The organism is Advenella sp. EE-W14 (assembly GCF_012923605.1).
GTDB classification, from domain to species: domain Bacteria; phylum Pseudomonadota; class Gammaproteobacteria; order Burkholderiales; family Burkholderiaceae_B; genus Advenella; species Advenella alkanexedens.
Genome location: NZ_JAAVNG010000008.1, coordinates 115480 through 141870, shown reverse-complemented (window position 1 = coordinate 141870; position 26391 = coordinate 115480). Strand labels below are relative to the sequence as shown.

The 26391-nt window shown below is 52.7% G+C and carries 20 protein-coding genes; 9 read left to right on the top strand and 11 right to left on the bottom strand.

Features of this window, described 5'->3' with window-relative positions; genetic code table 11:
• Nucleotides 1–77: 77 nt before the first annotated feature.
• The 4 genes from HCX92_RS06220 to HCX92_RS06205 form a co-directional block, all read right to left on the bottom strand.
• Complete coding sequence (locus HCX92_RS06220) at nucleotides 78–821, bottom strand: ABC transporter ATP-binding protein (RefSeq protein WP_169294073.1); 744 nt, start codon at nucleotides 819–821, stop codon at nucleotides 78–80.
• A complete protein-coding gene (locus tag HCX92_RS06215; RefSeq protein WP_169294072.1) occupies nucleotides 818–2641 on the bottom strand; it encodes an ATP-binding cassette domain-containing protein in 1824 nt (607 codons plus the stop codon). Before HCX92_RS06215 ends, HCX92_RS06220 begins: the two co-directional genes overlap by 4 nt.
• Before the next feature lie 4 nt (nucleotides 2642–2645).
• The gene (locus tag HCX92_RS06210) at nucleotides 2646–3686 is read right to left on the bottom strand and encodes a branched-chain amino acid ABC transporter permease (protein ID WP_169294071.1); all 1041 of its coding nucleotides are present in this window, start codon (nucleotides 3684–3686) and stop codon (nucleotides 2646–2648) included.
• A 118-nt stretch (nucleotides 3687–3804) separates the two neighbouring features.
• Entirely contained in the window at nucleotides 3805–4980 is a 1176-nt protein-coding gene (locus tag HCX92_RS06205) for an ABC transporter substrate-binding protein (RefSeq protein ID WP_169294070.1), read from the bottom strand.
• A gap of 264 nt (nucleotides 4981–5244) precedes the next feature.
• Here HCX92_RS06205 and msrB point away from each other — a divergent pair, with 264 nt between their 5' ends.
• Genes msrB through HCX92_RS06185 form a run of 4 tightly spaced genes read left to right on the top strand, consistent with a single transcriptional unit; the run spans nucleotide 5245 to nucleotide 7256 of the window.
• Nucleotides 5245–5637: a peptide-methionine (R)-S-oxide reductase MsrB gene (gene msrB / locus HCX92_RS06200; protein ID WP_169294069.1), complete on the top strand. Its 393-nt coding sequence runs from the start codon at nucleotides 5245–5247 to the stop codon at nucleotides 5635–5637.
• Nucleotides 5634–6179: a septation protein A gene (locus HCX92_RS06195; RefSeq protein WP_169294068.1), complete on the top strand. Its 546-nt coding sequence runs from the start codon at nucleotides 5634–5636 to the stop codon at nucleotides 6177–6179. The genes msrB and HCX92_RS06195 overlap by 4 nt, the downstream gene beginning before the upstream one ends.
• Nucleotides 6180–6186: 7 nt before the next feature.
• Nucleotides 6187–6447, top strand: coding sequence for a BolA family transcriptional regulator (locus HCX92_RS06190; RefSeq protein WP_169294067.1), 261 nt, complete (start codon nucleotides 6187–6189; stop codon nucleotides 6445–6447).
• A 17-nt stretch (nucleotides 6448–6464) separates the two neighbouring features.
• Nucleotides 6465–7256 (top strand): peptidylprolyl isomerase, encoded by a 792-nt coding sequence (locus HCX92_RS06185; protein ID WP_169294066.1) that lies wholly within the window; start codon nucleotides 6465–6467, stop codon nucleotides 7254–7256.
• 274 nt (nucleotides 7257–7530) lie between these two features.
• Here the strand turns inward: HCX92_RS06185 and ligA are convergent, their stop codons facing one another.
• From ligA to smc, 3 genes are read right to left on the bottom strand one after another with little or no spacing between them, the layout of a single operon-like run.
• Nucleotides 7531–9573, bottom strand: a complete 2043-nt coding sequence (gene ligA, locus HCX92_RS06180; RefSeq protein WP_169294065.1) for an NAD-dependent DNA ligase LigA — start codon at nucleotides 9571–9573, stop codon at nucleotides 7531–7533.
• Between the two features lie 17 nt (nucleotides 9574–9590).
• Nucleotides 9591–10655 carry a cell division protein ZipA C-terminal FtsZ-binding domain-containing protein gene (locus HCX92_RS06175; RefSeq protein WP_169294064.1) on the bottom strand — a complete coding sequence of 355 codons (1065 nt, stop codon included), beginning with the start codon at nucleotides 10653–10655 and terminating at the stop codon, nucleotides 9591–9593.
• Between the two features lie 21 nt (nucleotides 10656–10676).
• Complete coding sequence (gene smc, locus HCX92_RS06170) at nucleotides 10677–14207, bottom strand: chromosome segregation protein SMC (protein ID WP_169294063.1); 3531 nt, start codon at nucleotides 14205–14207, stop codon at nucleotides 10677–10679.
• A 245-nt stretch (nucleotides 14208–14452) separates the two neighbouring features.
• On the opposite strand from smc, the gene lplT reads away from it, so the two are divergent.
• On the top strand, nucleotides 14453–15766 hold the full coding sequence (lplT, locus tag HCX92_RS06165) for a lysophospholipid transporter LplT (RefSeq protein WP_169294062.1): 1314 nt from the start codon (nucleotides 14453–14455) through the stop codon (nucleotides 15764–15766).
• Nucleotides 15767–15827: 61 nt separating this feature from the next.
• Here lplT and HCX92_RS06160 read toward each other — a convergent pair whose 3' ends face one another.
• Together HCX92_RS06160 and tsaB are read right to left on the bottom strand one after the other, a co-directional pair.
• Complete coding sequence (locus HCX92_RS06160) at nucleotides 15828–16739, bottom strand: uracil-DNA glycosylase (protein ID WP_169294061.1); 912 nt, start codon at nucleotides 16737–16739, stop codon at nucleotides 15828–15830.
• A gap of 6 nt (nucleotides 16740–16745) precedes the next feature.
• The gene (gene tsaB / locus HCX92_RS06155) at nucleotides 16746–18035 is read right to left on the bottom strand and encodes a tRNA (adenosine(37)-N6)-threonylcarbamoyltransferase complex dimerization subunit type 1 TsaB (protein WP_169294060.1); all 1290 of its coding nucleotides are present in this window, start codon (nucleotides 18033–18035) and stop codon (nucleotides 16746–16748) included.
• 366 nt (nucleotides 18036–18401) lie between these two features.
• Here tsaB and ompR point away from each other — a divergent pair, with 366 nt between their 5' ends.
• Genes ompR through HCX92_RS06140 form a run of 3 tightly spaced genes read left to right on the top strand, consistent with a single transcriptional unit; the run spans nucleotide 18402 to nucleotide 21162 of the window.
• Nucleotides 18402–19136, top strand: coding sequence for a two-component system response regulator OmpR (gene ompR / locus HCX92_RS06150; RefSeq protein WP_169294059.1), 735 nt, complete (start codon nucleotides 18402–18404; stop codon nucleotides 19134–19136).
• Nucleotides 19137–19151: 15 nt separating this feature from the next.
• Nucleotides 19152–20555, top strand: a complete 1404-nt coding sequence (locus HCX92_RS06145) for an ATP-binding protein (RefSeq protein WP_169294058.1) — start codon at nucleotides 19152–19154, stop codon at nucleotides 20553–20555.
• A gap of 58 nt (nucleotides 20556–20613) precedes the next feature.
• Entirely contained in the window at nucleotides 20614–21162 is a 549-nt protein-coding gene (locus HCX92_RS06140) for a peroxiredoxin (RefSeq protein ID WP_169294057.1), read from the top strand.
• A 192-nt stretch (nucleotides 21163–21354) separates the two neighbouring features.
• Here the strand turns inward: HCX92_RS06140 and ispF are convergent, their stop codons facing one another.
• Complete coding sequence (ispF, locus tag HCX92_RS06135) at nucleotides 21355–21840, bottom strand: 2-C-methyl-D-erythritol 2,4-cyclodiphosphate synthase (protein WP_169294056.1); 486 nt, start codon at nucleotides 21838–21840, stop codon at nucleotides 21355–21357.
• Between the two features lie 129 nt (nucleotides 21841–21969).
• Complete coding sequence (ispD, locus tag HCX92_RS06130; protein ID WP_169294275.1) at nucleotides 21970–22668, bottom strand: 2-C-methyl-D-erythritol 4-phosphate cytidylyltransferase; 699 nt, start codon at nucleotides 22666–22668, stop codon at nucleotides 21970–21972.
• Nucleotides 22669–22911: 243 nt separating this feature from the next.
• Here ispD and mfd point away from each other — a divergent pair, with 243 nt between their 5' ends.
• Entirely contained in the window at nucleotides 22912–26346 is a 3435-nt protein-coding gene (gene mfd, locus HCX92_RS06125) for a transcription-repair coupling factor (RefSeq protein WP_371808397.1), read from the top strand.
• Nucleotides 26347–26391: the final 45 nt, after the last annotated feature.

The window sequence follows — 26391 nt, the reverse complement described above, 5'->3', positions numbered from 1 at the left end:
ATCAGACACGGCCAAAAATGACCTCCCGAAATGGCAACTCAAGCTGGCGACCCGCTAAAGGGGACGCCAGACCATCGTTACTTGTCCTGCTTGCCAAAACCCAGGTAACTCTCAATCACACGGGGATCATGGAGCAACTCTGAAGCCTTGCCCTCAAGACGGACCTCACCCATTTCAAGCACATAGCCGTAATCGGCCACCTGCAGGGCGGCACGGGCATTCTGCTCGACCAATAAAATGGATACGCCGCTTTCACGAAGTCGCATAATGGTATGAAAAACCTCGCGCACCACCAATGGTGCCAGCCCCAGACTGGGCTCATCAAGCATCAGCACTTTGGGTTTACCCATTAATGCACGCCCAACCGCCAGCATCTGACGTTCTCCGCCCGACAAGGTACCGGCATTTTGCATGCGGCGCTCTTTCAGGCGTGGGAACAGCTCATAAACTTCATCCAATGTACTTCGCCAGTTTTTTTCGCGGGAACGATACCGGCGAAAACCACCCAGCAACAGGTTATCTTCAACCGGCATACTGGAAAACAACTCGCGTTTTTCCGGTACCAGACACAGGCCATTGGCCACTCTGTCCTCTACAATCAGGCGACTGACATCGTGTTCCTGGTAAAGCACCTCACCATTGGCCGAACCGGGAACCGGCAATGAACCCATGATGGAGTTGAGCAAAGTGGACTTGCCCGCCCCATTGGCACCAATCACCGTCACCACCTGGCCGCTTTTCACTTGAAGATTGATATTTTGCACAGCCAGCACCTTGCCATACTGTGCACTCAGATTTTTTGTTTCCAGTAAGATACTCATACGTTTGCACCCTTTGCGTCAATGGAAATACCCAGGTCATCATCGACACCGCCCAAATAGGCTTCAAGCACCACAGGATTAACCTGAATCTGCTCGGGCGTACCTTCTGCAATACGGGTACCAAAATCCATCACCACCAGATGGTTGGTCAGGCGCATGACAAAATCCATATCGTGTTCCACCAGCAAAATACTCATGCCTTCATCGCGCAAACCGGACAGCACGCTGGCCAGTTCCTGCTTTTCTTTATAGCGCAAACCGGCCGCAGGCTCATCAAGCAACAGCAAGGTGGGATCAAGCGCCAAGGCACGGGCAATTTCCACAATGCGCTGCTGGCCCAAAGACAGGTTACCGGCCTGCTCGTGCAGGTAATCACCCAATCCGACCCGCTCAAGCTGCTTTTTGGCCTCTTGCAACATTTGGGCCTCGGTATCACGCTCCAGATGCAGCAAACTTTGCACAATCCCGGTATTGACGCGCAAATGCGCCCCCAGTGCCACGTTTTCAAGCACACTCATGGTAGGCAGCAACTGTACATGCTGAAAGGTACGACCTACGCCAAGGGCGGCAATTTTACGCGATGACAGCGAACCGATTTCCTGCCCCATAAAACGCACGGAACCGCGAGTGAGCGAATGCACCCCGGTAATCAGGTTGAAAGTGGTACTTTTACCAGCGCCATTGGGCCCGATCAGCCCCATGATTTGACCCGCATGGATATTGAAACTGATGTCATTGACAGCTACCAGTCCACCAAACTCCTTGCGAATGTTGTCCACTTCAAGAATGAGCTCACCATGTTGTGGCCTGGCCCGCTGCGGCAACACTGAAGAGGCTTCAGGAATGGGTTTGGGCTGCACCAGCTGGTTGCCGGTGAATTTAGCCACAAAATTAACCAGAATGGGCCACAGGCCTTCGCGTGCATGGTGCAAGATAAACACCATCAAAATACCAAATACCACCATTTCAAAGTTGGCCGAGGTATTCAACAGTTGAGGCACAATATCCTGGATATGATCTTTCATGGTAAGGATTAGCGTAGAGCCGAAAACAGCCCCCCAGATATTGGCTGAACCGCCAATAACGGCCATGAACAGATACTCAATACCGTAATTGATCCCAAACGTGCTGGGACTGACCGCCCGTTGCTCGTGAGCATACAACCAGCCTGCCAACCCGGCCAATACACCAGCGTAGACAAAAGCCACTACTTTATAATATTTGGTATGCACCCCAAAGGACTCGGCCATGCCTGCCCCGCTTTTCAGCGAACGAATCGCCCGTCCGGGACGGGAGTCCAGCAGATTCTTGCTGAACCAGACGGCCAGCAATACACATGCCCAAATCAGAAAATAAATATGCTTGGCCTTGAGCAGGGAAAAACCAAAAATCTCAATAGGTGGAATACCCGGAATGCCATCGTGACGCCCCAGGAAACCCAGGTTGCCATACAGGTAATAAAAAACCAGGCAAACCGCAATTGTGCTTAGTGGCAGGTAATGCCCCGACAGACTTAAGGTTATTTGCCCCAGGACATACGATACGACAAAGGTTAACACCAGGGCTGCCAGCAGACCCACCCAGGGTGAATAACCCGCAGTGGTTGACAGGTAAGCGGTGGCATAGGCACCAATACCGACAAATGCGGCCTGACCAAAGGAAGTCAGCCCCCCCACGCCAGTCAACACCACCAGACCCAATACCACCAGGCTGGCAATACCGATAGAGTTCATCTGGTTGATCCAGAACTCGGGGGTACCTGGGAAGACGGGCAGGCCCACCAGAAAAACGATAAATAATGCAAGAAATAAACGTTTCATTTTATTATTCTTCATCCTCTTCGTGCTTGACTAAAATGGCGCGTAACAGCAGAACAGGAATAACAAGACCAAAGACAATAACTTCTTTGTAATCACTGGCCCAGAATGTGGTGAAGGCCTCGATAATGCCGATGGCAATGGCACCAAAAGCCGCCAGCGGGTAACTGACCAGACCACCAATGATGGCACCGACAAATCCTTTCAGGCCAATCATGAAGCCGGTTTCGTAGGTAATGGTAATGAATGACACAATCATGATGCCAGACAATACCCCCACCAACGCGGTCAAAAAGAAAGTCAGGTGTCCCGACATGGAAGTACCGATACCCACCAAACGGGCACCGCGACGGTTAACCGCCGTTGCACGCAAGGCACGACCATACAGGGTTTTGCCAAAAAACAGCCACAGGGCGCCAATAATGGCCACCGTCATGCCAATCACGAACAGGCTTTGGTATGACCAGTTTAACGAGGCAATTTCAACCGTGCCATCAAAGAAAGGCTCGGAAACCAGCCAGCCTTCGGCCCCAAAAAACACCAGCCCCAGACCCACCAGCGCATAATGCACGGCAATCGACACAATCAACAGGGTAAGCACCGAATGCTCGGCAACCGGTTCGTAGGCAAGCCGGTAAAGCATGGGGCCCAATGGCACGACCAGAAGCAGGGTAAGAAAGGCCTTGACCCACAGTGAAGGATCGGTAGCCAGAACGACCGGTACCGCCCACAGCAAGAACAAGGGGTAAATAACAAAAACCCCCAGTGATTTAAGCAGGGTTTTCCTGTCTTTGCCCTTATAGACAAAATACAATTCTTTCAGGAACAAAACCGCGCCAAACATGGGCAACAGCCAAATTGTGCCGGGCTTGCCACCGTCGGCCATAATCGCAAAGGTAAGTGCACCAAACGTGACAAACTCACCCTGGGCAATAAAAATAATGCGGGTAACAACAAATACAAGCACCAGCGAAACAGCCATCAGGGCATAAATAACCCCGGTAACCAAGCCGTCCTGCATGAGTATTTTGGCAATAGACCAATCCATCTTCTGCTTTTTCTCTTTTTGATATTTAGAACAATAATAGTGCCAGCGTATTTGTCACAATGGCCCGCCTGCTAACAGGACGGGCCACCAGAACCTTCATGACACTGGCCGGGCCTGCTTATTCAGTACCCAGCTCGGGGGCATACACCCACTTGCCGTCAACCACCTTGACCAGCACGCGCGAGCGCTCGTCAAGACCGGTGTGATTGTCCGGGTTCATATTGAAAATGCCATGCACACCTTTCACATCGCTGGTGTTTTCAAGCGCATCGCGCATGGCCACGCGGAACGCTTCGGTACCAGGTTGGGCACCTGTGGCGATTGCCTTGGGAATGGCCGCATTAATTAACGCTGCAGCATCCCACATATGGCCACCAAATACACTCACGGAGCCTTTACCGAATTTGTCTTCATAGCGTTCAATGTAAGACAGGCCTTCTGCCTTGACTGGATTGTCATCGGCAAGCTGCTCGGCCACCAGCAATGGGCCAACGGGCAATACCAGACCTTCACAGGCTTTGGCACATACTCGCAGGAAATCGCTATTGGCAGAACCATGGGTATGATAGATTTGGCCTTTATAACCACGCTGTTTTAGTTCGCGCTGCGGCAAGGCACCGGGTGTACCGGCAGTCGCTACCAGAACCGCATCGGGTTTGGTGGCCAGCAGTTTAAGCACCTGTCCGGTCACGCTGGTATCGGGGCGGTTATAGCTTTCCTCTGCCACAATCTTGATATCAGTGTCTTTCAGGACACTTTTCACTTCATTCAGCCAGCTTTGGCCGTAGGCATCGGCAAAACCAATCACACCCAGGGTTTTGACATTCGCTTTTTTCATGGCGTCAGCCAGGGCCTGAGCCATCAGGAAGTCATTTTGGGGGGTTTTGAACGCCCATTTCTTGGCACCTTCCTGGGGCTCAACCACCACCGCATTACCTGCCAGGCTGATAACCGGCACTTTGTTTTCAGCGGCAACATCCACCATGGCCAGTGAGCCAGGCGTTACCGTGCTGCCGATCATGACATCGATTTTGTTTTCACTGATCAGCTTGCGCATGTTCTTGACGGCTTGCGTGGTATCTGTCGCATCATCGTACACCACGTAATTGACCTTGACGCCACCTACGTCAACAGGAACCACATCTACCGTGTTTTTTTCGGGAATACCCAACGAGGCAGCCGGACCGGTAGCGGAAATGGACACACCCACATTGACCACATCCTGCGCCATCGCAGCACCCACGAATGCGGTGGCAAGCACCATACTTAAAGAGGTTAATTTAGCAAGCTTCATGTTTAATTTGTCTCCATGGACACAATAATCGGGCAGTAAAACCGCAAGTAACAAAAGGCAAACGTGAATCTTACCATTTGTCTGCCGCCAAAATAGCGCAGAACCGGTTTTTACGCTAACATAGTGTCTTGAAATGGGCGCTTGACGCACATTTTTCCTGCTTTCAAACAATGTGTAACAAAAAAATGAACTTATCCGGAAAACAAAACACATAATACTCATTTCAATTAAAATGATTCGTTTCATTCCTCAAGCAGGTGAACAGTGAAAATCATCAAATCCGATGCGCAATGGCAACAGGAACTTACTCCTGAAGAATATTATGTAGCGCGGCAAAAAGGCACCGAACGCGCTTTTACCGGGCGCTACTGGGATACTTTCTCAGCCGGCATCTACCGTTGTGTAGGGTGCGGAACCCCCCTGTTTTCCTCTGACACCAAATTTGATGCAGGTTGTGGCTGGCCCAGTTATTTTGAACCAATCAACCCCGAGCATGTCAGAGAAGAACGCGACACCAGCCATGGCATGGTTCGTACCGAAATCCTGTGTAATATCTGCGACGCCCATCTGGGCCATGTTTTTCCCGATGGACCGCCTCCCACAGGCCTGCGTTATTGCATCAACTCTCTTTCTTTACGTTTTGAACCCGCCGAATGAAAAAATTCCTGTTTGATTTTTTTCCGCTTGTCCTGTTTTTTGTCGCCTTCAAGGTGGCCGGCATTTACGTTGCCACCTGGGCGGCCATTGCAGCCAGTGTGGCACAAATTGTGTGGCTTAAATTACGTAAAAAACCTATCGAAGCCACCAACTGGATGAACGTGATTATTATTGTCGTGTTTGGTGGTGCCACCATCTATTTCCAGAATGAAGCCTTCGTCAAATGGAAACCCACCGTTCTGTACTGGATGTTTGCGCTCATTCTGCTGGGTGGCAAACTGTTTTTCAGAAAAAATCTTATTCAAAAGCTGCTTGGTGCCCAGATGAAGATGGAAGATCATGTCTGGGACAAGCTGAATTACAGTTGGTCCGGCTTTTTCATTATTGCCGGTGCCATCAACCTGTTTGTTGCCTTTTCCGGCTACTTCACACTAGACCAGTGGGCCACTTTCAAGGTATTTGGCATGACCATTCTCCTTGTCATTTTCGCCATCGGCCAATCCCTCTGGATCAGCCGTTATATAGAACTACCCGAGAACTGAACTGCCTATGTCAGATCGCATTAAATTAATAGAAGAAAGACTAGCCAAACTTTCACCACTCAAGTTGCAAATCATTGATGATTCCCATTTGCACGCAGGGCATGCCGGCAGCAAAAACGGTGCCGGCCATTACACCGTCATTATTCAGTCAGCCCAGTTCAACGACTTGAGCCGGGTTGCCCGACAAAGGCTGGTTTATGATGCCCTTTCCGGCCTGATCCCATTTCCAATCCATGCGCTTGCCATTCAAACGCAAACCACTCTCTGACTCATAAAAGGAAAACCATGAAACGTTTTATGTTACTTGCCGCAACCTGCGCGGTTGCCTTGCCTGCTTTTGCACAGAACGTTGCAACAGTCAATGGCCAAGCCATCACTGAAGCTGAACTCAACAACACCATCAAGGCCCTGGTGGCCCGTGGTGCCCAGGACACCCCTGAATTTCGCAAACAGTTAACCGAAGAACTCATTAACCGTGCCGTTCTGGTTCAGGCTGCTGAAAAAGCGGGTGTTGACAAAAAAGATGAGGTTGCCCTTGCCCTGAACAATGCAAAGCAGGAAATCCTGATTGCATCTTTACTGCAGGACTGGAGCCAGAAAAACCAGATTTCCGATGCTGAAATCCAGAAAACCTACGATGAGCTCGTTAAGGAAAGCGCCAACCAAAAAGAATATAAAGTAAGGCATATTCTGGTTAAGGATGAAACCGCTGCCAACAAACTGCTCAAAAGCATCAAAGACAAAAAAGCCAAGTTTGCCGATGTAGCCAAGAAAGAGTCTATTGACGCCGGTAGTGGTAAAAACGGTGGCGAACTGGGTTGGGCACCTGCCGAAAACTATGTACCCGAATTCGCCAATGCTGTAAAAGCAGCCAAGAAAGGTGAACTGGTTGCCAAACCCGTGAAATCACAATTTGGCTGGCATATTATCCAGGTTGAGGACGAGCGTGCTGCCCAACCACCCAAACTGGAAGAAGTCAAACCACAACTGCAGCAAATGCTGAGCCAGCAAGCGCTGCAAAAGCACATGAAAGAACTGCGCGACAAAGCCAAGGTTGAGATTACCGAGAAAAAATAAGCCCGATTGCAGACATAGGGGTTCCCACGCAGGAGCGTGGGAACCAGGAAGGTTGAGATTACCGAGAAAAAATAAGTCGGATCTGCAGACGTAGGGGTTCCCACGCGGGAGCGTGGGAACCAGGAAATGCTGAAATAGGCCTTCCCACGCAGGAGCGTGGGAACCAGGATCAGGATAGAACATTGACTCGCTCCCATGCTCTGCGTGGGAGTGCATGCCCTTCGCATTGACTGACTTGTTCCCACGCGGGAGCGTGGGAACAAGGATCAAGCAATCAGGACAGGCCCAGCATTTGCCTTAACTGGTCTTCATCTATTACGGTTACGCCCAATTGGCGTGCCTTTTCCAGTTTGCTGCCGGCATCGTCTCCGGCGACCACGTAGCTGGTTTTTTTGGATACCGAACCGCTTACCTTGCCACCGGCCTCCATAATAAGCTTGCCGGCCTCTTCGCGTGACCAGGTAGGCAAAGTACCGGTAAGCACAAAAGTGCTGCCTGCCAGCGTATCATTCTGGCTTTTTTCAATCTGTTTGGGCTGCACACCCACTTGCAGCAAATCGGCAATCACGTCCTGATTATGCTGCTCGGCAAAGAAGCGGCGAATAGAGCCCGATACCACCGGCCCAACTTCAGCCACTTTCAGCAATTCCTCTTCGGAAGCCTGCATCAGCGCATCCACACTCCCAAAATGAAGCGCCAGATCCCGTGCCGTCGTTTCGCCTACATGACGGATGCCCAGGGCATAAATCAGGCGGGAAAGCTCAACCTGCTTGCTTTTTTCTATCGCATTCACCAGGTTTTCGGCCGATTTTCGCCCCATCCGCTCAAGACCCATTATTTTTTCAACAGACAGGCGATACAAATCAGCCAGGGAGTGAACCCAGCCCTGATCAACCAATTGATCGACGATTTTTTCACCCAGACCTTCAATATCCAGCGCCTTGCGACTGGCTGCATGCAAAATGCTTTGTTTGCGTTGGGCCGCACAAAACAGCCCACCACTGCAACGTGACACCGCTTCATCAGGCAAGCGCTCAATAGCTGAACCACACACCGGACAAGCCGTGACCATCACAAACTCACGGGCATCGACCGGACGCAACTCGGGCAATGGGCGTACCACTTCGGGAATCACATCGCCTGCACGCCGCACAATAACCGTATCGCCAATCCGGACATCCTTGCGCCTGATTTCATCTTCATTATGCAAGGTCGCGTTGGTAACCGTAACACCGCCCACAAACACCGGCTGCAAACGCGCAACCGGCGTAATGGCACCCGTGCGTCCGACCTGCACCTCGATATCCAGCAATTTGGTGCTGACTTCTTCGGCCGGGAATTTATGTGCAATGGCAAACCTGGGAGCCCTGGAAACAAAACCCAGTGCCTGCTGGGCTTCCAGACGATTGACTTTATAGACCACACCATCAATTTCATAAGGAAGGTCAGCACGTATACGACTGACATGACGGTAAAATTCCAACATCCCGTCCACGCCTCTGACTACCCTGCGCTCTTGCGCCAATGGAAAGCCCAGCTGGGCAAACCAGACCAGCATATCGGCATGAGTCAATGGCAAGGGGTTTGTAAAGCCGGAGATTTCTCCCCAGCCATAGGCAAAAAACCGTAATGGACGCTTGGCGGTAATACGCGGATCAAGCTGACGCAAACTGCCGGCAGCGGCATTACGCGGATTCACAAACTTCTTTTCCCCACGGGCACCCTGCTGCTGATTCAGCTTTATAAAATCCTGGCGATTCATCAGCACCTCACCACGAACCTCAAAAACGGCCGGCAGATTGTCGCCCTGCAAACGTAAAGGTACCGAAGCAATGGTACGAATATTACCGGTCACGTCTTCGCCGGTTTGCCCGTCTCCACGGGTCGCCGCATGGGCCAGTACACCATTTTCATAGCGAATGCCAATCGCCAGGCCATCAAGTTTTAACTCACAGTTGTACTCAACCCTATCGGCCAGGTCCAGCAGACCGGCATCACGCAAACCATCAGTAACCCGTTTGTCAAATGCGGCAATATCCGCTTCATCGAACGCATTACCCAAAGACAGCATGGGTACGGCATGCCGGATACTGGAAAAAGAAGACAGCGGAGCGCCACCTACCCTTTGGGTGGGAGAGTCGGGAGTAATCCATTCTGGATGGGCGGCCTCGAGTTTTTGCAGTTCGCGCATAAGTGCATCGTATTGCGCATCAGAAATAAGCGGCGCATCCTGCACATAATAAGCCTGGTCGTGTTTTCGGATTTCATTGCGAAGCGCCTGCAGTGCCAGCGCTTCAGGGTCATGCTTGATTACCATTTTTTATACTTCAACGATCAGGAAAACACCAGCAAGGCACGGCTTGAACCGGCCGGGATACCCTGCCTGTCAAGTTCCTCATAAAGCTCCACAAGCTTGCGATCGATACCCACTTCGGCGCCATCCATGACGGGGCGTCCAGAGTCATCCACCAGCTGGGCCTTTAAGGCAACCGCCAGCTCTTTGGCGACCCCCAACATGCGACCAAATGAGTGCTCATCAGCAGGGCTGCGCGGGACATCGAGCAACAAACCGATATGATCAATACCCGCAGAACGCACACCCTGACCGGGCTCGTTACCCAGCAACAACAGAAAACGGGGGATGCCATCTTCGTTGCACCAGGCAAAATCATTGCCATACTCCACAAAACTCATGCGACGGATAATCGATACAATCGCCGCCACAGGTTGAGTACCCTGGAGTTTCAGGGTCAGTCCAACCTGCGTATCCAGGTTGGCACACAACTCATCAAGAGACTGTGCCCGTTTAAGCAGGCTATCAGCATCAGGGCTCTCTGTGCTTGCATCAAGAACATGGGCCAGCTTGTCGGCCATCACCAAGGCCTGGGACCATTCGATTTCATTCAGGGGACCCTGACGATTGGCCAGCACCACGGCCATTTGCAATGAGATATAAGACTCGTTGGGATGCAGACGGGCACGATGATAACCATCGGCGGTTTCGGCAAAATAACGAATGGACTTGGTGCCTGCCTGACGATAGGGCTGGATATGTGCCAGCAACCTGGCACCGGGAATCGCTGAAGCAAAATGCAAGTCAATCACCCCTTCGCAGACTTCATCAACCGTTTCCTCGTCATGGGCCTGTTTGATGGAGGCAACCGCAACATCGGTCTCGAAGGCGGGATCTTCATCTGGCAGGCCAAATGCCGGCTCTTCACGCAAGGAGCCAGTATGTGTATGGATGGGTTCCGCACTTAACAAAGGGTCTTGCTCCGGCTCGGGGAACCTGTTTCGCATTTTGTTCTGGATGCGCTGCTCCTGCCACCAATTGAACAGCAACACCAATAAAATCAGTACAACACCAAGTGCGATCAGACTTAGCTGCAAATTACTCATATCTTTTTAACCCTATGATTATCATGCTTCATTGGCCAGTTGGACAGCCGAATCAATATCTACGGCAACGATTCTTGAAACACCCTGCTCTTGCATCGTAACACCAATTAATTGCCGGGCCATCTGCATGGCTATTTTATTATGAGAAATAAATAAAAACTGTGTCTGGTCACTCATGCTTTTGACCAGGTTTGCGTATCGTTCGGTATTGGCATCATCCAGCGGCGCATCAACCTCATCAAGCAGGCAGAACGGTGCCGGATTCAGCTTGAACAGGGCAAACACCAGCGCGGTTGCGGTCAAGGCCTTTTCTCCGCCTGACAACAAGTGAATCGTGCTGTTACGTTTGCCCGGAGGCTGTGCCATCACCTGCACACCGGCATCCAGGATTTCCTCGCCGGTCATGATCAGGCGGGCTTCACCGCCCCCGAACAACTTGGGAAACAGTTCTCCAAAATGACCATTAACCTGATTAAAGGTTTCCTGCAACAAATCCCTGGTTTCGCGGTCAATTTTGCGAATGGCATCTTCCAGCGTATCGATAGCCGAGATCAAATCATCATGCTGGGCATCAAGAAAACCCTTACGCTTACGGGCCTCGGCCAATTCTTCAAGCGCAGCCAGGTTAACCGAACCCAAGCTGTCCATTTGCCGTGAAATCCTCTGGACCTCTGACTGAAGCCAACCGGTTTTTTGCCAATCGGGCGGCAAATCGGCCAGCATGGCCCGCAACTGAGCACGGTCAACCTGGTGCTGATCCAGCTGATCGGCAAATTGTTCAACCGCCAGCCGGGCCGCCTGTTCATCCAGCTGCAACTGCATGATGCGGGCCCGTAGCGGCTCAATGGACTGCTCAAGGGCCAACCGCCCCTCATCGGCATTACGCAATGTAGCGGCAATATTTTCCAGTTCAATCCGGGCCTGCGTCAGGGCCTCTTCTTTTTCTGCCCTGGTTTCCAGCGCCTCCTGCAGGCCGCTGCGGATGGCCTCTTCATCGAAATCAAACAGTTCCTGCTCAAGGTTATCCAGCTCCAACCTGGCTTGTCCACTTTGATGACGGGCCAAATCCCTGTTCTTTTCAAGCTCGGTAATGCGGGCTGCCAGCGAACGCTTGCTAAACTCGGCTTCCTGTGCTGAACGTTCAAGATCGCGCAGCGTCTGTCTGGCCTGTTCAACCTCTTGAGCCAGGTCTTCTCCGTGCATTTGTGCATCGGCATAACGGCCTTGTATTTCTCCCAATTCGATATCCAGCGTTTCGAAACGGGCCTCACTGGTTTCCATGACAGCATGCAGCTCTTCACGCTGCATATCCAGATCGGCCAGGTCCTCATTCAAGCGGCGGGCGCGTTCGTCTGATTGCTGGATTTGCTGTTGCAAACGGGTGTATTCCAGTTGCAGGTCATGACTGCGACGCGTTAGCTCTGCCAGTCGCTGGCGGGCCGGCACCATTGCCTGCGACACCTGGCTCCAGGCACTTTCACTGCGGGCAACCGCACTGATGGCCTGGTCGGCGATTAGCTGGACTGCCTTGATTTCCCGCTGCAGGTTTTCTATTTCATTCTGACGGGCCAGCATACCGGCCTGCTCGGAATCCGCCGCATAAAAACAAACCCCATTGGCATCCACCACATGGCCACTTTTCAGCACAAACTGGCCACCCTCTGGCAACTGCTCACGGCGGGCCAGAGCTTCGGACAGGTCATCGGCCACATAAATGCCACGCAACCACTGCGCCAGCAGAGTCTTGAGATCATTATCGTTACAGCGCACCAGAGACAACAAGGGCTTCATACCCTGTACGCCTGGCTGAACCATCAAGGGAGCCGCCGGTTTCTGGTAAAACGCCAGCCGTGAGGGTGGTGCATCCTGGTCAAAAGCACGGGTCAGCGCAAGATTACGGACTTCGATAGCCGCCATTCTTTCACGCAACACCGATTCAAACGCACTTTCCCAGCCCGGTTCAACCTGAAGCTTTTGCCACAGGCGACCAAGGCCGGACAATTCATGTTTTTGCAACCAGGGTGCCAAAGTTCCCTGTTTTTGCACGTCTTCCTGCAGTTTTACCAATGCCGCCAAGCGGGCTTCCAGACGGGCCAGATTGGCATTTTCGGCTTGGGCGTTTTCATGCGCCTGACGACGGGCCTCCTCAAGCCCGGGCAGACGCTCTTCAAGACTGATCAACTGTGCCTGCGCCTCTTCCAGCTGCAAAGCGGCAGCGGCACTGTCACCAGCCAACTGTTCACTACGGCCGGTATCGGGCAGGGCTATTTCACTTTTTTCCTTAAGCAGCCTTTCGCGACGCTGTTCAAGCGCCTGTAGCTGACGGTTGGTTTCCCTTTGCTGCTGCCCCACCAAAGCCAGATTTTGCTCAATACCGGCCAAGGTGCTACGCAAACTCTCCCTTTCTGCAGCGGCTTGCCTGAGCCGGTTTTCAAGTTCGGGCAGGCGCGACTGCATTTCTTCCACCCGGGCATGTGATTCTTCAGCCCGCTCAGCCGACACCGCGCTTTCCTCTTCAAGCAGGGCTATTTGCTCTTCACAATGCTGGTACTGCGCTTCCCACTCCTGGATTTGCGTTGTTAATTGTGACTTGCGACTGTGCAGACGATTACGTGAATCAGCCACATGCCTGATTTCTGTTTCAAGGCGGCTGACCTGCGTATTGGCTTCATACATGGCGGTTTGGGCCGCATGAACCGCGTCACTGGCCTGATAATGTGCCTGACGTCGCGCCTCCACCGCTGTTTCAGTAGAACGCAACTGAGCCAGGGCCGCCTCGAGATCGGTTTGTGCCTTTTCGCTTTCCTCGGCCTTGCGTTGCCTGTCCTGCCGGGCATTTTCTTCCCGAATCATCCACAGCACATGCTGTTTCTGCTCGCCCTCTTGCTGCAGGCTGCGATACTGCGTGGCCACTTCGGCCTGTGACTCGAGTTTACCCAGCTGGGTATCAAGCTCACGCAGGATGTCTTCCACGCGCGTCAGGTTCTCACGGGTATCAGCCAGACGATTTTCTGTTTCACGGCGTCGCTCTTTATAGCGGGAGACACCAGCTGCCTCTTCAAGGTACACACGCAGCTCTTCGGGCTTGGCTTCGATAAGACGATTGATCATGCCCTGCCCAATAATGGCATAGCCCCGGGAACCCAGACCGGTACCCAGGAACAAATCGTGAATATCGCGACGACGTACCTGCTGGTTATTGATGAAATAACTGCTGGTGCCGTCTTTGGTCAGGACACGGCGAACAGAAATCTCGGCGTAAAGGCTCCATTGCCCTATCGCACGGCCTTCGGTGTTGTCAAACACCAGTTCGACAGAAGCCCGTCCTGCAGCCTTTCGATTGGCTGAACCATTGAAAATGACATCCTGCATGGACTCGCCACGCAGCTCGGAGGCCTTGGTTTCACCCAGTACCCAACGCACGGCATCAATAATATTGGATTTCCCACAACCATTGGGGCCCACCACACCTACCAGCTGACTGGGAACAGGAATGGTGGTTGGATCGACAAATGATTTAAAACCGGATAATTTTAGTTGGGTTAAACGCACGTTAATGAACAGAAATACTTTATCAAATTGGATTCATGCATTTTATGACGGACACGTTGCATGAAGCCTCAAACCTTATATAATAACCTAGCCGCACACAAAATATAGTCAATAAAAGTCACCGTACATCTAAATTTTACCGGCCCGTTTTTACATTCACGGTAACCGAAAAAAACGGATGGCAATACTTTATTTCTTCGTGCAAGTGGTCAGCAAACAGTAAAAAACAAAAAATTGGAATTCGGTTGAAAAAAGGTTTTTATCTCGTCATGATCGCGCAAGCACTCTCTTCGCTTGCCGATAACGCTTTATTTATTGCCGCAATCGCACTTATTGCCGAGTTAAACGGACCAGACTGGATGACTCCGGCCATGAAATGGTTTTTTGCGTTTTCTTACGTGATACTGGCCGCTTTCGTGGGTGCCATTTCCGACTCTTACCCCAAAGGCAGGGTCATGTTTGTGACCAATGCCATTAAAATTTCGGGCTGTCTGCTCATGTTCGGCTTCGAGTTTGTCTCGGGTAACAACCACGCCCTTCACGCTTATATCGTTTGTTTTTCATACGCTTTGGTGGGCATTGGCGCTGCCGCTTATTCACCGGCCAAATACGGCATTGTCACCGAGCTGCTCCCCCCCAACGACCTGGTCAAGGGAAACAGCTGGATAGAAGGCCTTACCGTGCTTTCCATTATTCTGGGAGTAGTACTGGGCGGCAAGCTGACTGAACCGGCCATGTCTGGCTGGCTGCTGGCCAACCCGTTTATCAGCACCATTGCCAAAACACCGGCAGAAGCCGCCATCGTGGTAATCGCCACCATTTATATCCTGGCAGCCCTGTGCAACCTGCTCATTCCCAATACGCACTTTGTTTACCCCAAACAGGAAACAAACCCTGTCAAGCTGTGCAAGATTTTCTTCAGCTACGTCAAAATCCTGTGGCAAGACAAGGTAGGACAAATCTCCCTGGCCGTGACCACCCTGTTCTGGGGGGCCGGTGCAACCCTTCAACTGGTGGTTTTGCAATGGGGACAAGACCATTTAAACCTTACTATTGCCCAATCGGCCAATTTAATGGGCGTCGCCGCCATTGGCACCGTACTGGGCTCGGTCCTGGCCGGCAAGGTCCCTTTACGCAAAGCCCTTTTCGTGTTGCCTGTCGGCATTATAATGGGTCTGGCCGTCATGCTCATGACCATCACCCAAAGTGACTGGAGCGTTTATCTGGTCCTCATCCTGATTGGTGGCCTGGCCGGCTTCTTTGTGGTACCCATGAATGCACTGCTGCAACACCGCGGACATGTCCTGCTTTCTGCCGGGCATTCAATTGCGGTACAAAACTTCAATGAACAACTGAACATCCTGTTCATGGTCGCCGTCTATGGTGCCATGGTGGCCTTTGACATGCACATCAATACCATCATTATTATTTTTGGCTCCATTGTGGCCATCTTGATGGCATTCATTATTGTCTGGTGCCTGATCAATAAAAACCGTTGCCCTGATACCTTCGATGAAATTGGTGATATTGGCCACGGACGGGCCCAGCAAAGTACATGACGTTGGGTCCTGGCCTGAAACCGGCCAGGGAAAAACCGTTTGTACCTGCCCTGTTGGCAGGCTATGAACAGGAACGCACAATCCGCAAGGCTGTTTGCAGGTCTTGCCAAACCCTGGCCTTATCAGCTTGCGCAACCATTAAATGGTTGGGGTGATACGTTACGACTACAGGTATTTTTTGCCCATTTGCATCATTAATAAAACAGTCTTGGGCACGCAAGGCCTCAATGGTTTCATTACTGCCCAACAATAGATTGGCGGCACGCCCGAAAACCACGATACACTTGGGCCGGACCCGTTCAATCTGCGCCAGCAGAAAACCCTGGCAACTGGCCACTTCTTCTTTTGAAGGCGCAATATTGGCAACCGGCCGACATTTGACCAATGGTGTGATAAACACCGTTTCACGCTGCAAACCCAGGGCCTTCAGCATATTGTCAAACAAGGTTCCCGCTTTGCCCATAAATGGCTGCCCATGCCAGTCATCCTGCTCTCCGGGCGCTTCCTCGACAAACAACCAGTCGGCAGGCAGCGCACCTTCGCCAAAAACTGTGTGCCTGCGATGCTCACTTAAGGCGCAACGGGTGCAATTAGCCACACTTTCACGCAGACCAGGCCAGTCAAGTTGACCAAGATCGGGCCGCAGCACCATGGCGGTCGGAGTTTCTTCTTGTGGTGTTTGCGCGGGCACCGGCCTTTGCACCTGACGGGAAGGCAAACGTGAAACCACCGGACGGGCAGTGGTGAAGGCCTGCCCTTCGGCTTGCCGGCCAGACTCTTTTGTCCCTGCCAAATGACCAGGCCCTGCCACACCGGGCTTGACAGCCGAAACAGCCCCCTGACGGCCACCCCCAAGCGGCAACAGGGGCTCGCCCCAAAGACGGTCTATGCCAGCCTCTTGCAACCACAATGCCTGCAATCCGTTTATATTGGGCCGAACCGGAATCGGAGGGATTAAATTATTGGATACCATGAGCCATTATGCCACATGCTTTTGCATGACCAGCGCATCTTCACTTTCACCATTATTACCCGCATAATACCCCTTACGCACCCCGATTTGCACATAATGATGCCGCTCATAAAAAGCCCGCGCCTGACGGTTTGACGGTCGCACTTCAAGCACCTGCATATCCAGTCCCGCCTCTTTGAGACGATTCTCGGTAAAAGCCAATAAACGGGTACCCAGCCCCTGCCCCTGAAAACCGGGTTTAACGCCAATTAACAGCAAATGGGAGACATCAGGCGCCAACATTTGCATGGCAAACCCCAGAACGGTATTTTGCCTGTCTGTAACGACCCAGCCCGGATAATTGGCTTTCAGCGCGTCCCGGAAATTACCTACGGTCCAGGGGTTTTCCTGCACAGCCTGTTCAATCGCCAATACCGCATCAATATGCGACTCATCCATGGCCAGGACAAGATAATCATCTGCGGGCAACGGGCCTGGCTGTTCAGGCAAAGCCTGGCTACTGTTAACGGACGGCAAGCCTGCCTTGGGATTGCCACCTGCCCCCTGCTCACGCTCTTGGGTGGTAAATGCCACCTTGTCACGGACATACAGCGGACTGGCGTGATCGGCCTGGATAAACAACTTGTCATGCCAGGCAGGCAGGGCCAGCCGCACAATCGTATCGGCCTCTGCCCAGCCAGAAGGCCCATAAACAATACCCTCATGTCCCTGCAACAGATCGGGATAAGCGGCCAAGGCGTTACCGGCCAGCAAGAAACGGATCGGCCGGCCTGCATGACGCTCCCATTCAGGCCGCCGGCTTTCCAGCCAGAAAAAAACCTGATCGGCCGCAATCAGGCACGGCCCCTGGACGGTTTCCAGCTGATCGGGATGATTGGCATCCTGACAGTAAACCGCCATGAAAACCTCATGCATGCGGGCATCAAGCACACTGACAATATAATAAAGGCCATCGGCCTGCGCACGCGCCAGCTCGGCAGTGGCACGCAATGAAGTGACCGGATAAACCGGCACCCCAAGACCAAAACCCAGCCCCTGTGCAGCACCACAGGCGATACGCAAACCGGTAAACCCGCCCGGCCCCTGCCCGAAAGCGATGCCATGGATATCGTTTTTCTGCAAACCGGCCTCTTCCAGCAACTCATCAAGCATGGGCAACAAACGCTCCGCATGCTGCTGGCCAAGAGCATTGTGACGGAGCATTACCCTGGCATTGCCTTGGGCATTGGCGCATAGCAAGGCCACACTGGAGCTGGAGCCCGAGGTTTCAATGCCAATCAAATTAATATTCGTCATAAAAAAATTCAAGAAACTATCGTATATACCGATATGCAACAAACCTTATTTGTTACAAAATGCCAGGGTGCACCTAAGAAAACAAAAACACACCAAACCCGATTTAACGCAAATATTTTGAGAAAATCTCTTTTAAATTTGTTTTATTTCACCAATCATGGTGCATTACCCATCATAAAATAGCATTTTAATGGTTTAAAGTTCCGTATCTGCAAAATTTGGTTCAATCTCATGCAAACAAATGGATCTTGTTTATTACAGGCACAAATATCCGTTACACAAGAATCACAATTATCCGGACTTTTTTTGTGTAACATGTTGTGAAACCCCCTAGTTAACCTTTTTGAAGGCTGTTACATTTCCGGTATGAATACTCAAAATCAAACTTCACCTCGAAAAATACTGGTTGTAGACGACGATCAACGCCTGCGTGATCTACTGCGTCGCTACCTGTCTGAACAAGGGTTCAATGTTTTTGTCGCCGAAGATGGCAAAGAAATGTCCAAACTCTGGCAACGCGAACACTTCGACCTGCTGGTCCTTGACCTCATGCTGCCAGGCGAAGATGGCCTGTCAATATGCCGTCGCCTGCGTGGCGCCGGTGACAACACCCCCATTATCATGCTAACGGCCAAAGCGGAAGAAATCGACCGCATCCTTGGTCTTGAAATGGGTGCCGACGACTACCTGTCCAAACCCTTCAACCCCCGCGAACTGCTGGCCAGGGTCAATGCCATTTTGCGCCGTCGCGGCTCCGATGAACACCCGGGGGCACCCAGCCAGGAAAATGAATCCATTATTTTTGGTCCTTACACCCTGAACCTGTCAACCCGCACCCTGAGCAAAAACGATGAGGTCATCCCCATCACCACGGGCGAATTCTCGGTACTTAAAGTATTTGCGCGTCACCCTAAAGTACCCCTGTCCCGTGACAAACTCATGGAACTGGCACGCGGACGCGAATACGAAGCCTTTGACCGAAGCCTGGATGTTCAGATTTCCCGTCTTCGCAAGTTAATCGAACCCAATCCTGCCAAGCCGGTTTTCATTCAAACCGTATGGGGACTGGGTTATGTTTTCGTACCCGATGGCGGAAACTGATTCCTCTTATGCTAAATGCTGGAAGATAAAAACCACTTAAAAGGTTTACTTCACAAAACGTTATTCAAGGCCCGGCTGAGTTTATTCAGCCGGTCTTTTTTACTGCTGGCCGCCTTGCTGATTGTCAGTCTGGGCACCTGGCTGGCCGTTTTTTTCAGTATGCAGGAAGAGCCCCGTGCCATTCAATTGGCCCAACGGGTCGTGACTGCCCTCAAAATCACACAAAAATCCCTGCTGTACGTTCCTTCCTCAGAACGTAACGCCCTGGTAATCGACCTGGCCACTGACAGTGATATCCAGTTTTTTCCCCGCCAGCTCGACGACACCATCATTGCCTTGCCCAACACCTTTTTCTGGAACACCTTCATTCAGCATATCAGGCTGGAAACCAAAGATCCCAACACCCTGGTAGCCGCCAACATGAACGGCGAGCCAGGCATCTGGATCAGCTTTATGACCAATGATGACCTGTACTGGCTTTTACTCAAAAATGACAATTCCAAAGTATCCCTGATCAATGAATGGCTGGGCTGGGGGATTATTGCCCTTATATTGGCGGTAACCGGTGCCGCCATTAGTGTCCGGTTTGTCAACATCCCCCTTTCGCGTCTGTCCAAAGCCGTGCAGCAGGTAGCCCGTGGTGAAAACCCGGCCCCCCTTCCCACCAATGAGGGCCCGCTGGAAATCCGCGACCTTAACCAGGCCTTCAATCGCATGGCCCGTGACCTGCGCCAGATCGAAGCCGATAAGGAACTGATGCTGGCAGGCATTTCCCATGACCTGCGCACGCCATTGGCACGCATGCGACTGGAAATTGAACTGAGCAATGTCAGTGATGACGCCCGTGCCGCCATTGACGGAGACCTGGCCCAGATTGATCACAGTATTGGCCAGCTCATGGAGTATGCCCGACCGGCCGGTGCCATTCCCGATACCGCCATTGATGTATCAGAAGTGCTGACCATGCTTTGTCGACGCGAAAAGAACTATACCGAATCCCTGTCCGGCACACTGGATTTCAGTATAGCCCCGGGACTCTACGCCAAAATCGGCGAATTGAATCTCAAGCGCATCGTCAGCAACCTGATCGAAAATGCCCGCCGTTACGGCAAATCCGCTGACGGTGTCGTCCATATCACCGTTACTGCCCGGGAAACCGGCTCCCTGATTCATATTGATATCAGCGACCAGGGACCTGGCATCCAGAGCAAAGACATAGAGCGCCTGCTCCGCCCCTTTTCCCGTGGCGAGGTTGCCCGTACCGGCGTGAGCGGTGCAGGCCTTGGTCTTTCGATTGTCGAACGGCTGCTCAAGCACGTCGGCGGCTCGCTACGGCTCTTGCCCAACAAACCCACAGGCCTTACCGGCCACATTGAGATACCCAAAGCCAAACAGACAAACAATCAGGCAGACATCTGAAAGCGTTAGCGTTATACTGATCCGGATCTGGAAACCTTGAGAAATAAGGAAAAAAAACATGAAAACCATTGGTGACAAACTGGAAGCGTTTAAAGTAATCGGCGTCAAGCCTGGCTTCAATACACCCGAAGAAAACGGTGTTTCCGCCTTCGAAGACATTACAGAAAGCTCTTTCCCGGGAAAATGGAAAATCATCTATTTTTACCCTAAAGACTTCACCTACGTCTGCCCCACCGAAATTGTCGGTTTCAACAATCTGGTACAGGAATTTGCCAACCGTGACGCGGTTCTCATGGGCGGCTCGGTTGATAACGAATTTTGCAAATTGGCCTGGCGCCGCGAAAATGCCGAACTGGACAAACTGGGCCATTATTCATTCGCCGACTCTACCGGTTCATTAATAGACCAACTGGGCATCCGTGACAAATCGGCCGGTGTTGCCCTGCGCGCCACCTTTATTGTCGACCCCGACAACATCATCCAGCATGTCTCAGTGAACAACCTGAATGTTGGGCGCAACCCGGAAGAAGTCCTGCGTATTCTGGACGGCCTGCAAACCGACGAACTCTGCCCCTGCGGCCGTGAAACCGGCGGAAGCACACTTTGACATCGCCGCCGCCCTGAAGGACGGCGATTTTTACGGCGCTCAGGCGGCAATCGCCTGAATTTGCTACTTGAATCGCCTGAATTACTCGTTCCCACGCTCCTGCGTGGGAATGCATAACCCGTGGGCGTTACCACGCAGGAGCGTGGGAACGAGTAAATACCACGCAGGAGCGTGGAAACGAGGACGGCAAGATCACCCCTTCGCCAGCAACACCACCACCGTTGCCGCAATCCCCTCTTTCCGGCCCAAATATCCCAAATGCTCATTGGTTTTGCCTTTCACATTCACACAATCTTCCGGCAAGCCCAAATCACTGGCAATATTGGCTACCATGGCCGGTGCATGCGGCATGATCCTGGGTGCCTGGGCGTGAATCGTGGCATCCACGTTTACTGCCTGCCAACCCGATTCCCGTACTTTCGCATAGGCCGCCCTTAGCAACACACGACTGTCCGCCCCCTTATATGCCGGATCGGTATCGGGAAAATGCCGGCCAATATCACCCAGGCCCGCTGCCCCCAGCAAGGCATCGGTAATTGCGTGCAACAGGGCATCCGCATCAGAATGCCCCTTAAGCCCGTGCGTGTGCGATATGGTTACACCACCCAAAATCAAAGGCCGGCCCTCAACCAGTGCATGCACGTCAAACCCCTGACCTACTCTGAAAGGTACTGTCATTTCTTTTCCTGTTCAATTCTTTACTTTACATCCAAACTTTTTTTTCAAGCCTCAGACCACTTCACCAGACCTGATTCAAACACGCCCCGGCAAGCGGCACCGTCAATAAAGACGCTCGCCTGTCAGGCATTATAGCCAATGCGCCATCATGTCAAAATCAGCCGGCCAGGTCACCTTCAGGTTCTCGATACTTCCCTTAACCAGCAAAGGGGCATACCCGCAAAATTCCATGGCCGAAGCCTCGTCCGTTACCTCAAACCCCTGCGCCCTGGCCTTTTGCAAGGCATCGCGCAAAGGCCCGGCCCTGAACATCTGCGGTGTTTGCGCCAGCCACAGGCCGTCACGCGGCACCGTGCTTTCGATCACCTCCAAACCATTATCCACCACCGCCCTTTTAACCGTATCCGGAACGGGCGTTGCCAGAATACCGCCCCGGTCATGCAACAGACAGGTTTGAATCAGCGCCGCCAGGGAATCGGCACGCAAACCCGGACGGGCCGCATCGTGCACCAGCACCCAATCGTGATCGGCCGCCTGGCTGACCAACAAGGTATTCAGCACCGTATCGGCCCGGCTGGCACCACCACTATGATGAATGCTGACCCGTGCCGGTTCTGGCATGACACAAGCGGCAATATAGGCATCACCCGGTGCCACGCCAATATGCACCCGGTCAATACCGGCATGGCTTAACAAAGCCTTAACCGTATGCACCAGCATGGGCACGCCATTAATCACACGATACTGTTTGGGGCCCGAATGGCCGCTACCTTGTGCACGTGCACCAACACCACCGGCAGGAATCAGGGCGATTATTTTTTCATTCATCATGCTTCAATACCGGGAAATCCCGTCAATACACAAAAACAGCATTATTGCACACGCGAGGCCGCCTGCATGACAGCGGCCCTGAATACGGTTAAAACCGGCAGGCAAAGACCCGCCCGCCCAGGCTGCCCAACTTGCCACACATGACACCGGGTCAAAAGTATCCAAGAACTGTGCAGGTCTTAAAAGCACCCCACATCGCTGTTAAAATAGACCCTTTGAATCCCCCACTTTCCGACTGCTGTGTCTTTACCTTCAATACCCAAACTGCTTTCCAGCCTGAAGCCCGGCCAACGATTCAACCATCCCTGCCCGGCCGGTTCGGGAGATGCCTGGCTATTGGCTGAACTGGCCCAGGCCACCCGAAAAACCATTGTTGTGCTGTGTGCCGACCCCTTGCAGGCGCAGCGGCTGGCCGAAGAAACCAAACGTTTCAACCCGCAAGTCAAGGCACGCCAGCTCCCCGATTGGGAAACCCTGCCCTATGACGGCTTTTCACCCCACCAGGACCTTATTTCCGCACGCCTGAAAACCCTGCATGCCCTCATGCTTGAAGAGGTGGACATCCTTACCGTACCGGTCACCACGGCCCTGTACCGGCTACCGCCCCCCTCTTTTCTGGCTGCCTACACCTTTTCATTCAAAAAAGGCGATCGCGTTAATGAGTCAGCCCTGCGTGAACAACTCATCCTGGCCAACTACACCCATGTAACCCAGGTAACCACCGCCGGTGAGTTCTGCATCCGCGGCAGCTTGATTGACCTGTTCCCCATGGGTTCGGTGGTGCCTTACCGGATCGATCTTTTCGATGATGAAATAGACTCCATCCGCAGTTTTGATATCGACACCCAGCGCAGCCTGTACCCGGTCAATGAAATCCAGCTCTTGCCCGGCCGTGAGTTTCCCATGGATGAAGAAGCCCGCACCCGGTTCCGTTCGCGCTTTCGGGAAGTATTTGAGGGCGACCCGTCCCGCTGTCTGCCCTATAAAGACGTGGGTAACGGCATTGCCTTTGCCGGCATCGAATACTACCTGCCGCTGTTTTTTGATGAAACCGCCACCCTGTTCAATTACTTGAAGCCTGAAACCATCACGGTCACCCTGGGTGATCTGGAAGATGCAATTGCACGCTTTCACAGTGACACCCACAGTCGCTACAACTTCATCAAATCAGACCGCGAACGGCCCGTGTTGCCGCCCGAACAGCTGTTCCTGTCACGAGAACAAATTTACAACCAGTTCAAAAATTTCGCCCGCCTTCACCTGGACAGCAAACAGGCCTCGGAAGAAATCATCCCCGCACCCGATGTAGCCGTTGCCCGTCGTGCCGAACACCCCTTTGCCAAGTTGCAGGAAATGGTCGCACGCGGACAACATAAAATTTTACTGTGCGCCGATTCGGCCGGCCGTCGCGAAACCCTGCTGCAAATGTTGCAGGAGCACATGCTGACACCCGCCACCAGCCAGGAAACCATTCACGAATTTATCGGATCCGAGTCCGCTTTCGGCATGGTGGTGGCTCCCATCAATACCGGCTTTCTGGTCAAGCACCTTAACTTTGTCCTGCTCACCGAAAACGACCTGTACCCCGGCACGGCCACTTACACCCAACGCCGCCGCAGGCAGCAGGAACGCAGCAGCGATGTGGACGCCATGGTGCGCGACCTGTCCGAACTGCGCGAAGGCGACCCGGTGGTGCATGTCCAGTACGGCATTGGCCGCTATCATGGCCTGGTCAATATGGACCTGGGCGAAGGCAACGTCGAACTGTTACACCTGGAATATGCCAATAAAAGCACCCTGTACGTACCGGTTTCACAATTGCATGTCATTGCCCGTTACAGCGGTGCCGACCCCGAACAGGCCCCCCTGCACCAGCTGGGCTCGGGCCAGTGGGACAAGGCCCGTAAAAAAGCCGCCAAACAAATCCGCGATGCCGCTGCCGAACTGCTTAACCTGTATGCCCTGCGGGCCGCACGCCAGGGTTATTCCTTCAAGCTGCCCTTTAGCGATTACCAAAGTTTTGTGGAAGGCTTCGGTTTTGAGGAAACCGCTGATCAGGCCGCTGCCATTGAGGCCGTCATCAATGACATGACTTCAGGCAAACCCATGGACCGGCTGGTGTGCGGTGATGTGGGTTTTGGCAAAACCGAAGTGGCCCTGCGCGCTGCCTTCCTGAGTGTGGCCAATGGCAAACAGGTGGCCTTGCTATGCCCCACCACCCTGCTGGCCGAACAACACGCCCAAACCTTCGCCGACCGCTTTGCCGACTGGCCTGTGAACGTGGCCGAACTGTCACGTTTCAGGTCTGGCAAAGAAGTGGCAGCCACCATAGAAGGCATTGCCAAAGGCACGGTGGACATCGTCATTGGCACCCATAAAATCCTTTCCAAAGACGTCCAGTTCAAGGAGCTGGGCCTGGTGATTATTGATGAAGAACACCGCTTTGGCGTGCGCCAGAAAGAGGCCCTGAAAGCCCTGCGCGCCGAAGTCGATGTGTTAACCCTGACCGCCACCCCGATTCCGCGTACCCTGGGCATGTCACTGGAAGGCATCCGTGATTTTTCAGTGATTGCCACCGCCCCGCAAAAACGGCTGGCCATTAAAACTTTTGTGCGCCGTGAAGACGGCAGCACCATTCGCGAGGCCGTGCTGCGTGAACTCAAGCGTGGCGGACAGGTTTACTTCCTGCATAATGAAGTGGAAACCATCAACAACCGCAAGGCACGTCTGCAAGAGCTGGTGCCCGAGGCACGCATTGCCGTGGCCCATGGCCAAATGCCCGAGCGAGAACTGGAAGACGTCATGAAAGGCTTCTACCAGCAGCGTTTCAATGTGCTGCTGTGCACCACCATTATTGAAACCGGGATTGACGTGCCCAGCGCCAACACAATTATTATCCATCGTGCCGACCGCCTGGGTCTGGCCCAGCTGCACCAGTTGCGTGGCCGGGTTGGCCGCTCACACCATCAGGCCTATGCCTACCTGTTAACGCCGGGCGAGGATGCGATTACCAACAATGCCAAAAAACGCCTTGAAGCAATCCAATCCATGGAAGAACTGGGCTCGGGCTTTTTCCTGGCCATGCACGACCTGGAAATCCGAGGTACCGGCGAAGTGCTGGGCGAATCACAATCGGGCAATATCCATGAAATCGGTTTTTCCATGTACACCGACATGCTGAACGAGGCGGTACGCGCCCTGAAAGCCGGTGAAGAACCCGATCTGGAGTCGCCTTTTGCCCCCGTCTGTGAAGTCAAGCTGCATACTTCCGCCCTGCTGCCTTCGGATTACTGTGGCGATGTCCATGCCCGCCTGGCGATTTACAAACGCCTGTCACACGCCAAAAACGAAGACGAGCTACTGAGCATACAGGAAGAATTGATCGACCGTTTTGGCAAACTGCCCGAACCGGCCGTCATGCTGATCACCACCCACAGGCTGCGTATTCTGGCCGAACCGCTGGGCATTATCCGCCTTGATATCAGCGATGAACAGGCCATGCTGCATTTTGGCCCCAAAGCCAATATAGACCCCCTGCGCATGATAGAGCTGGTGCAGAAACAAAAACACATCCGCTTTAGCGGTGCCGACAAACTGCGCATGGAACTGGCTAAAATGCCCGATATCAACCAGCGCATGAATGCGGTACGCCAGCTGCTGAAATCCCTATACTGACTGTTTGTTTACACTTAAAATCACTCAAGCATAAACCAATTTATT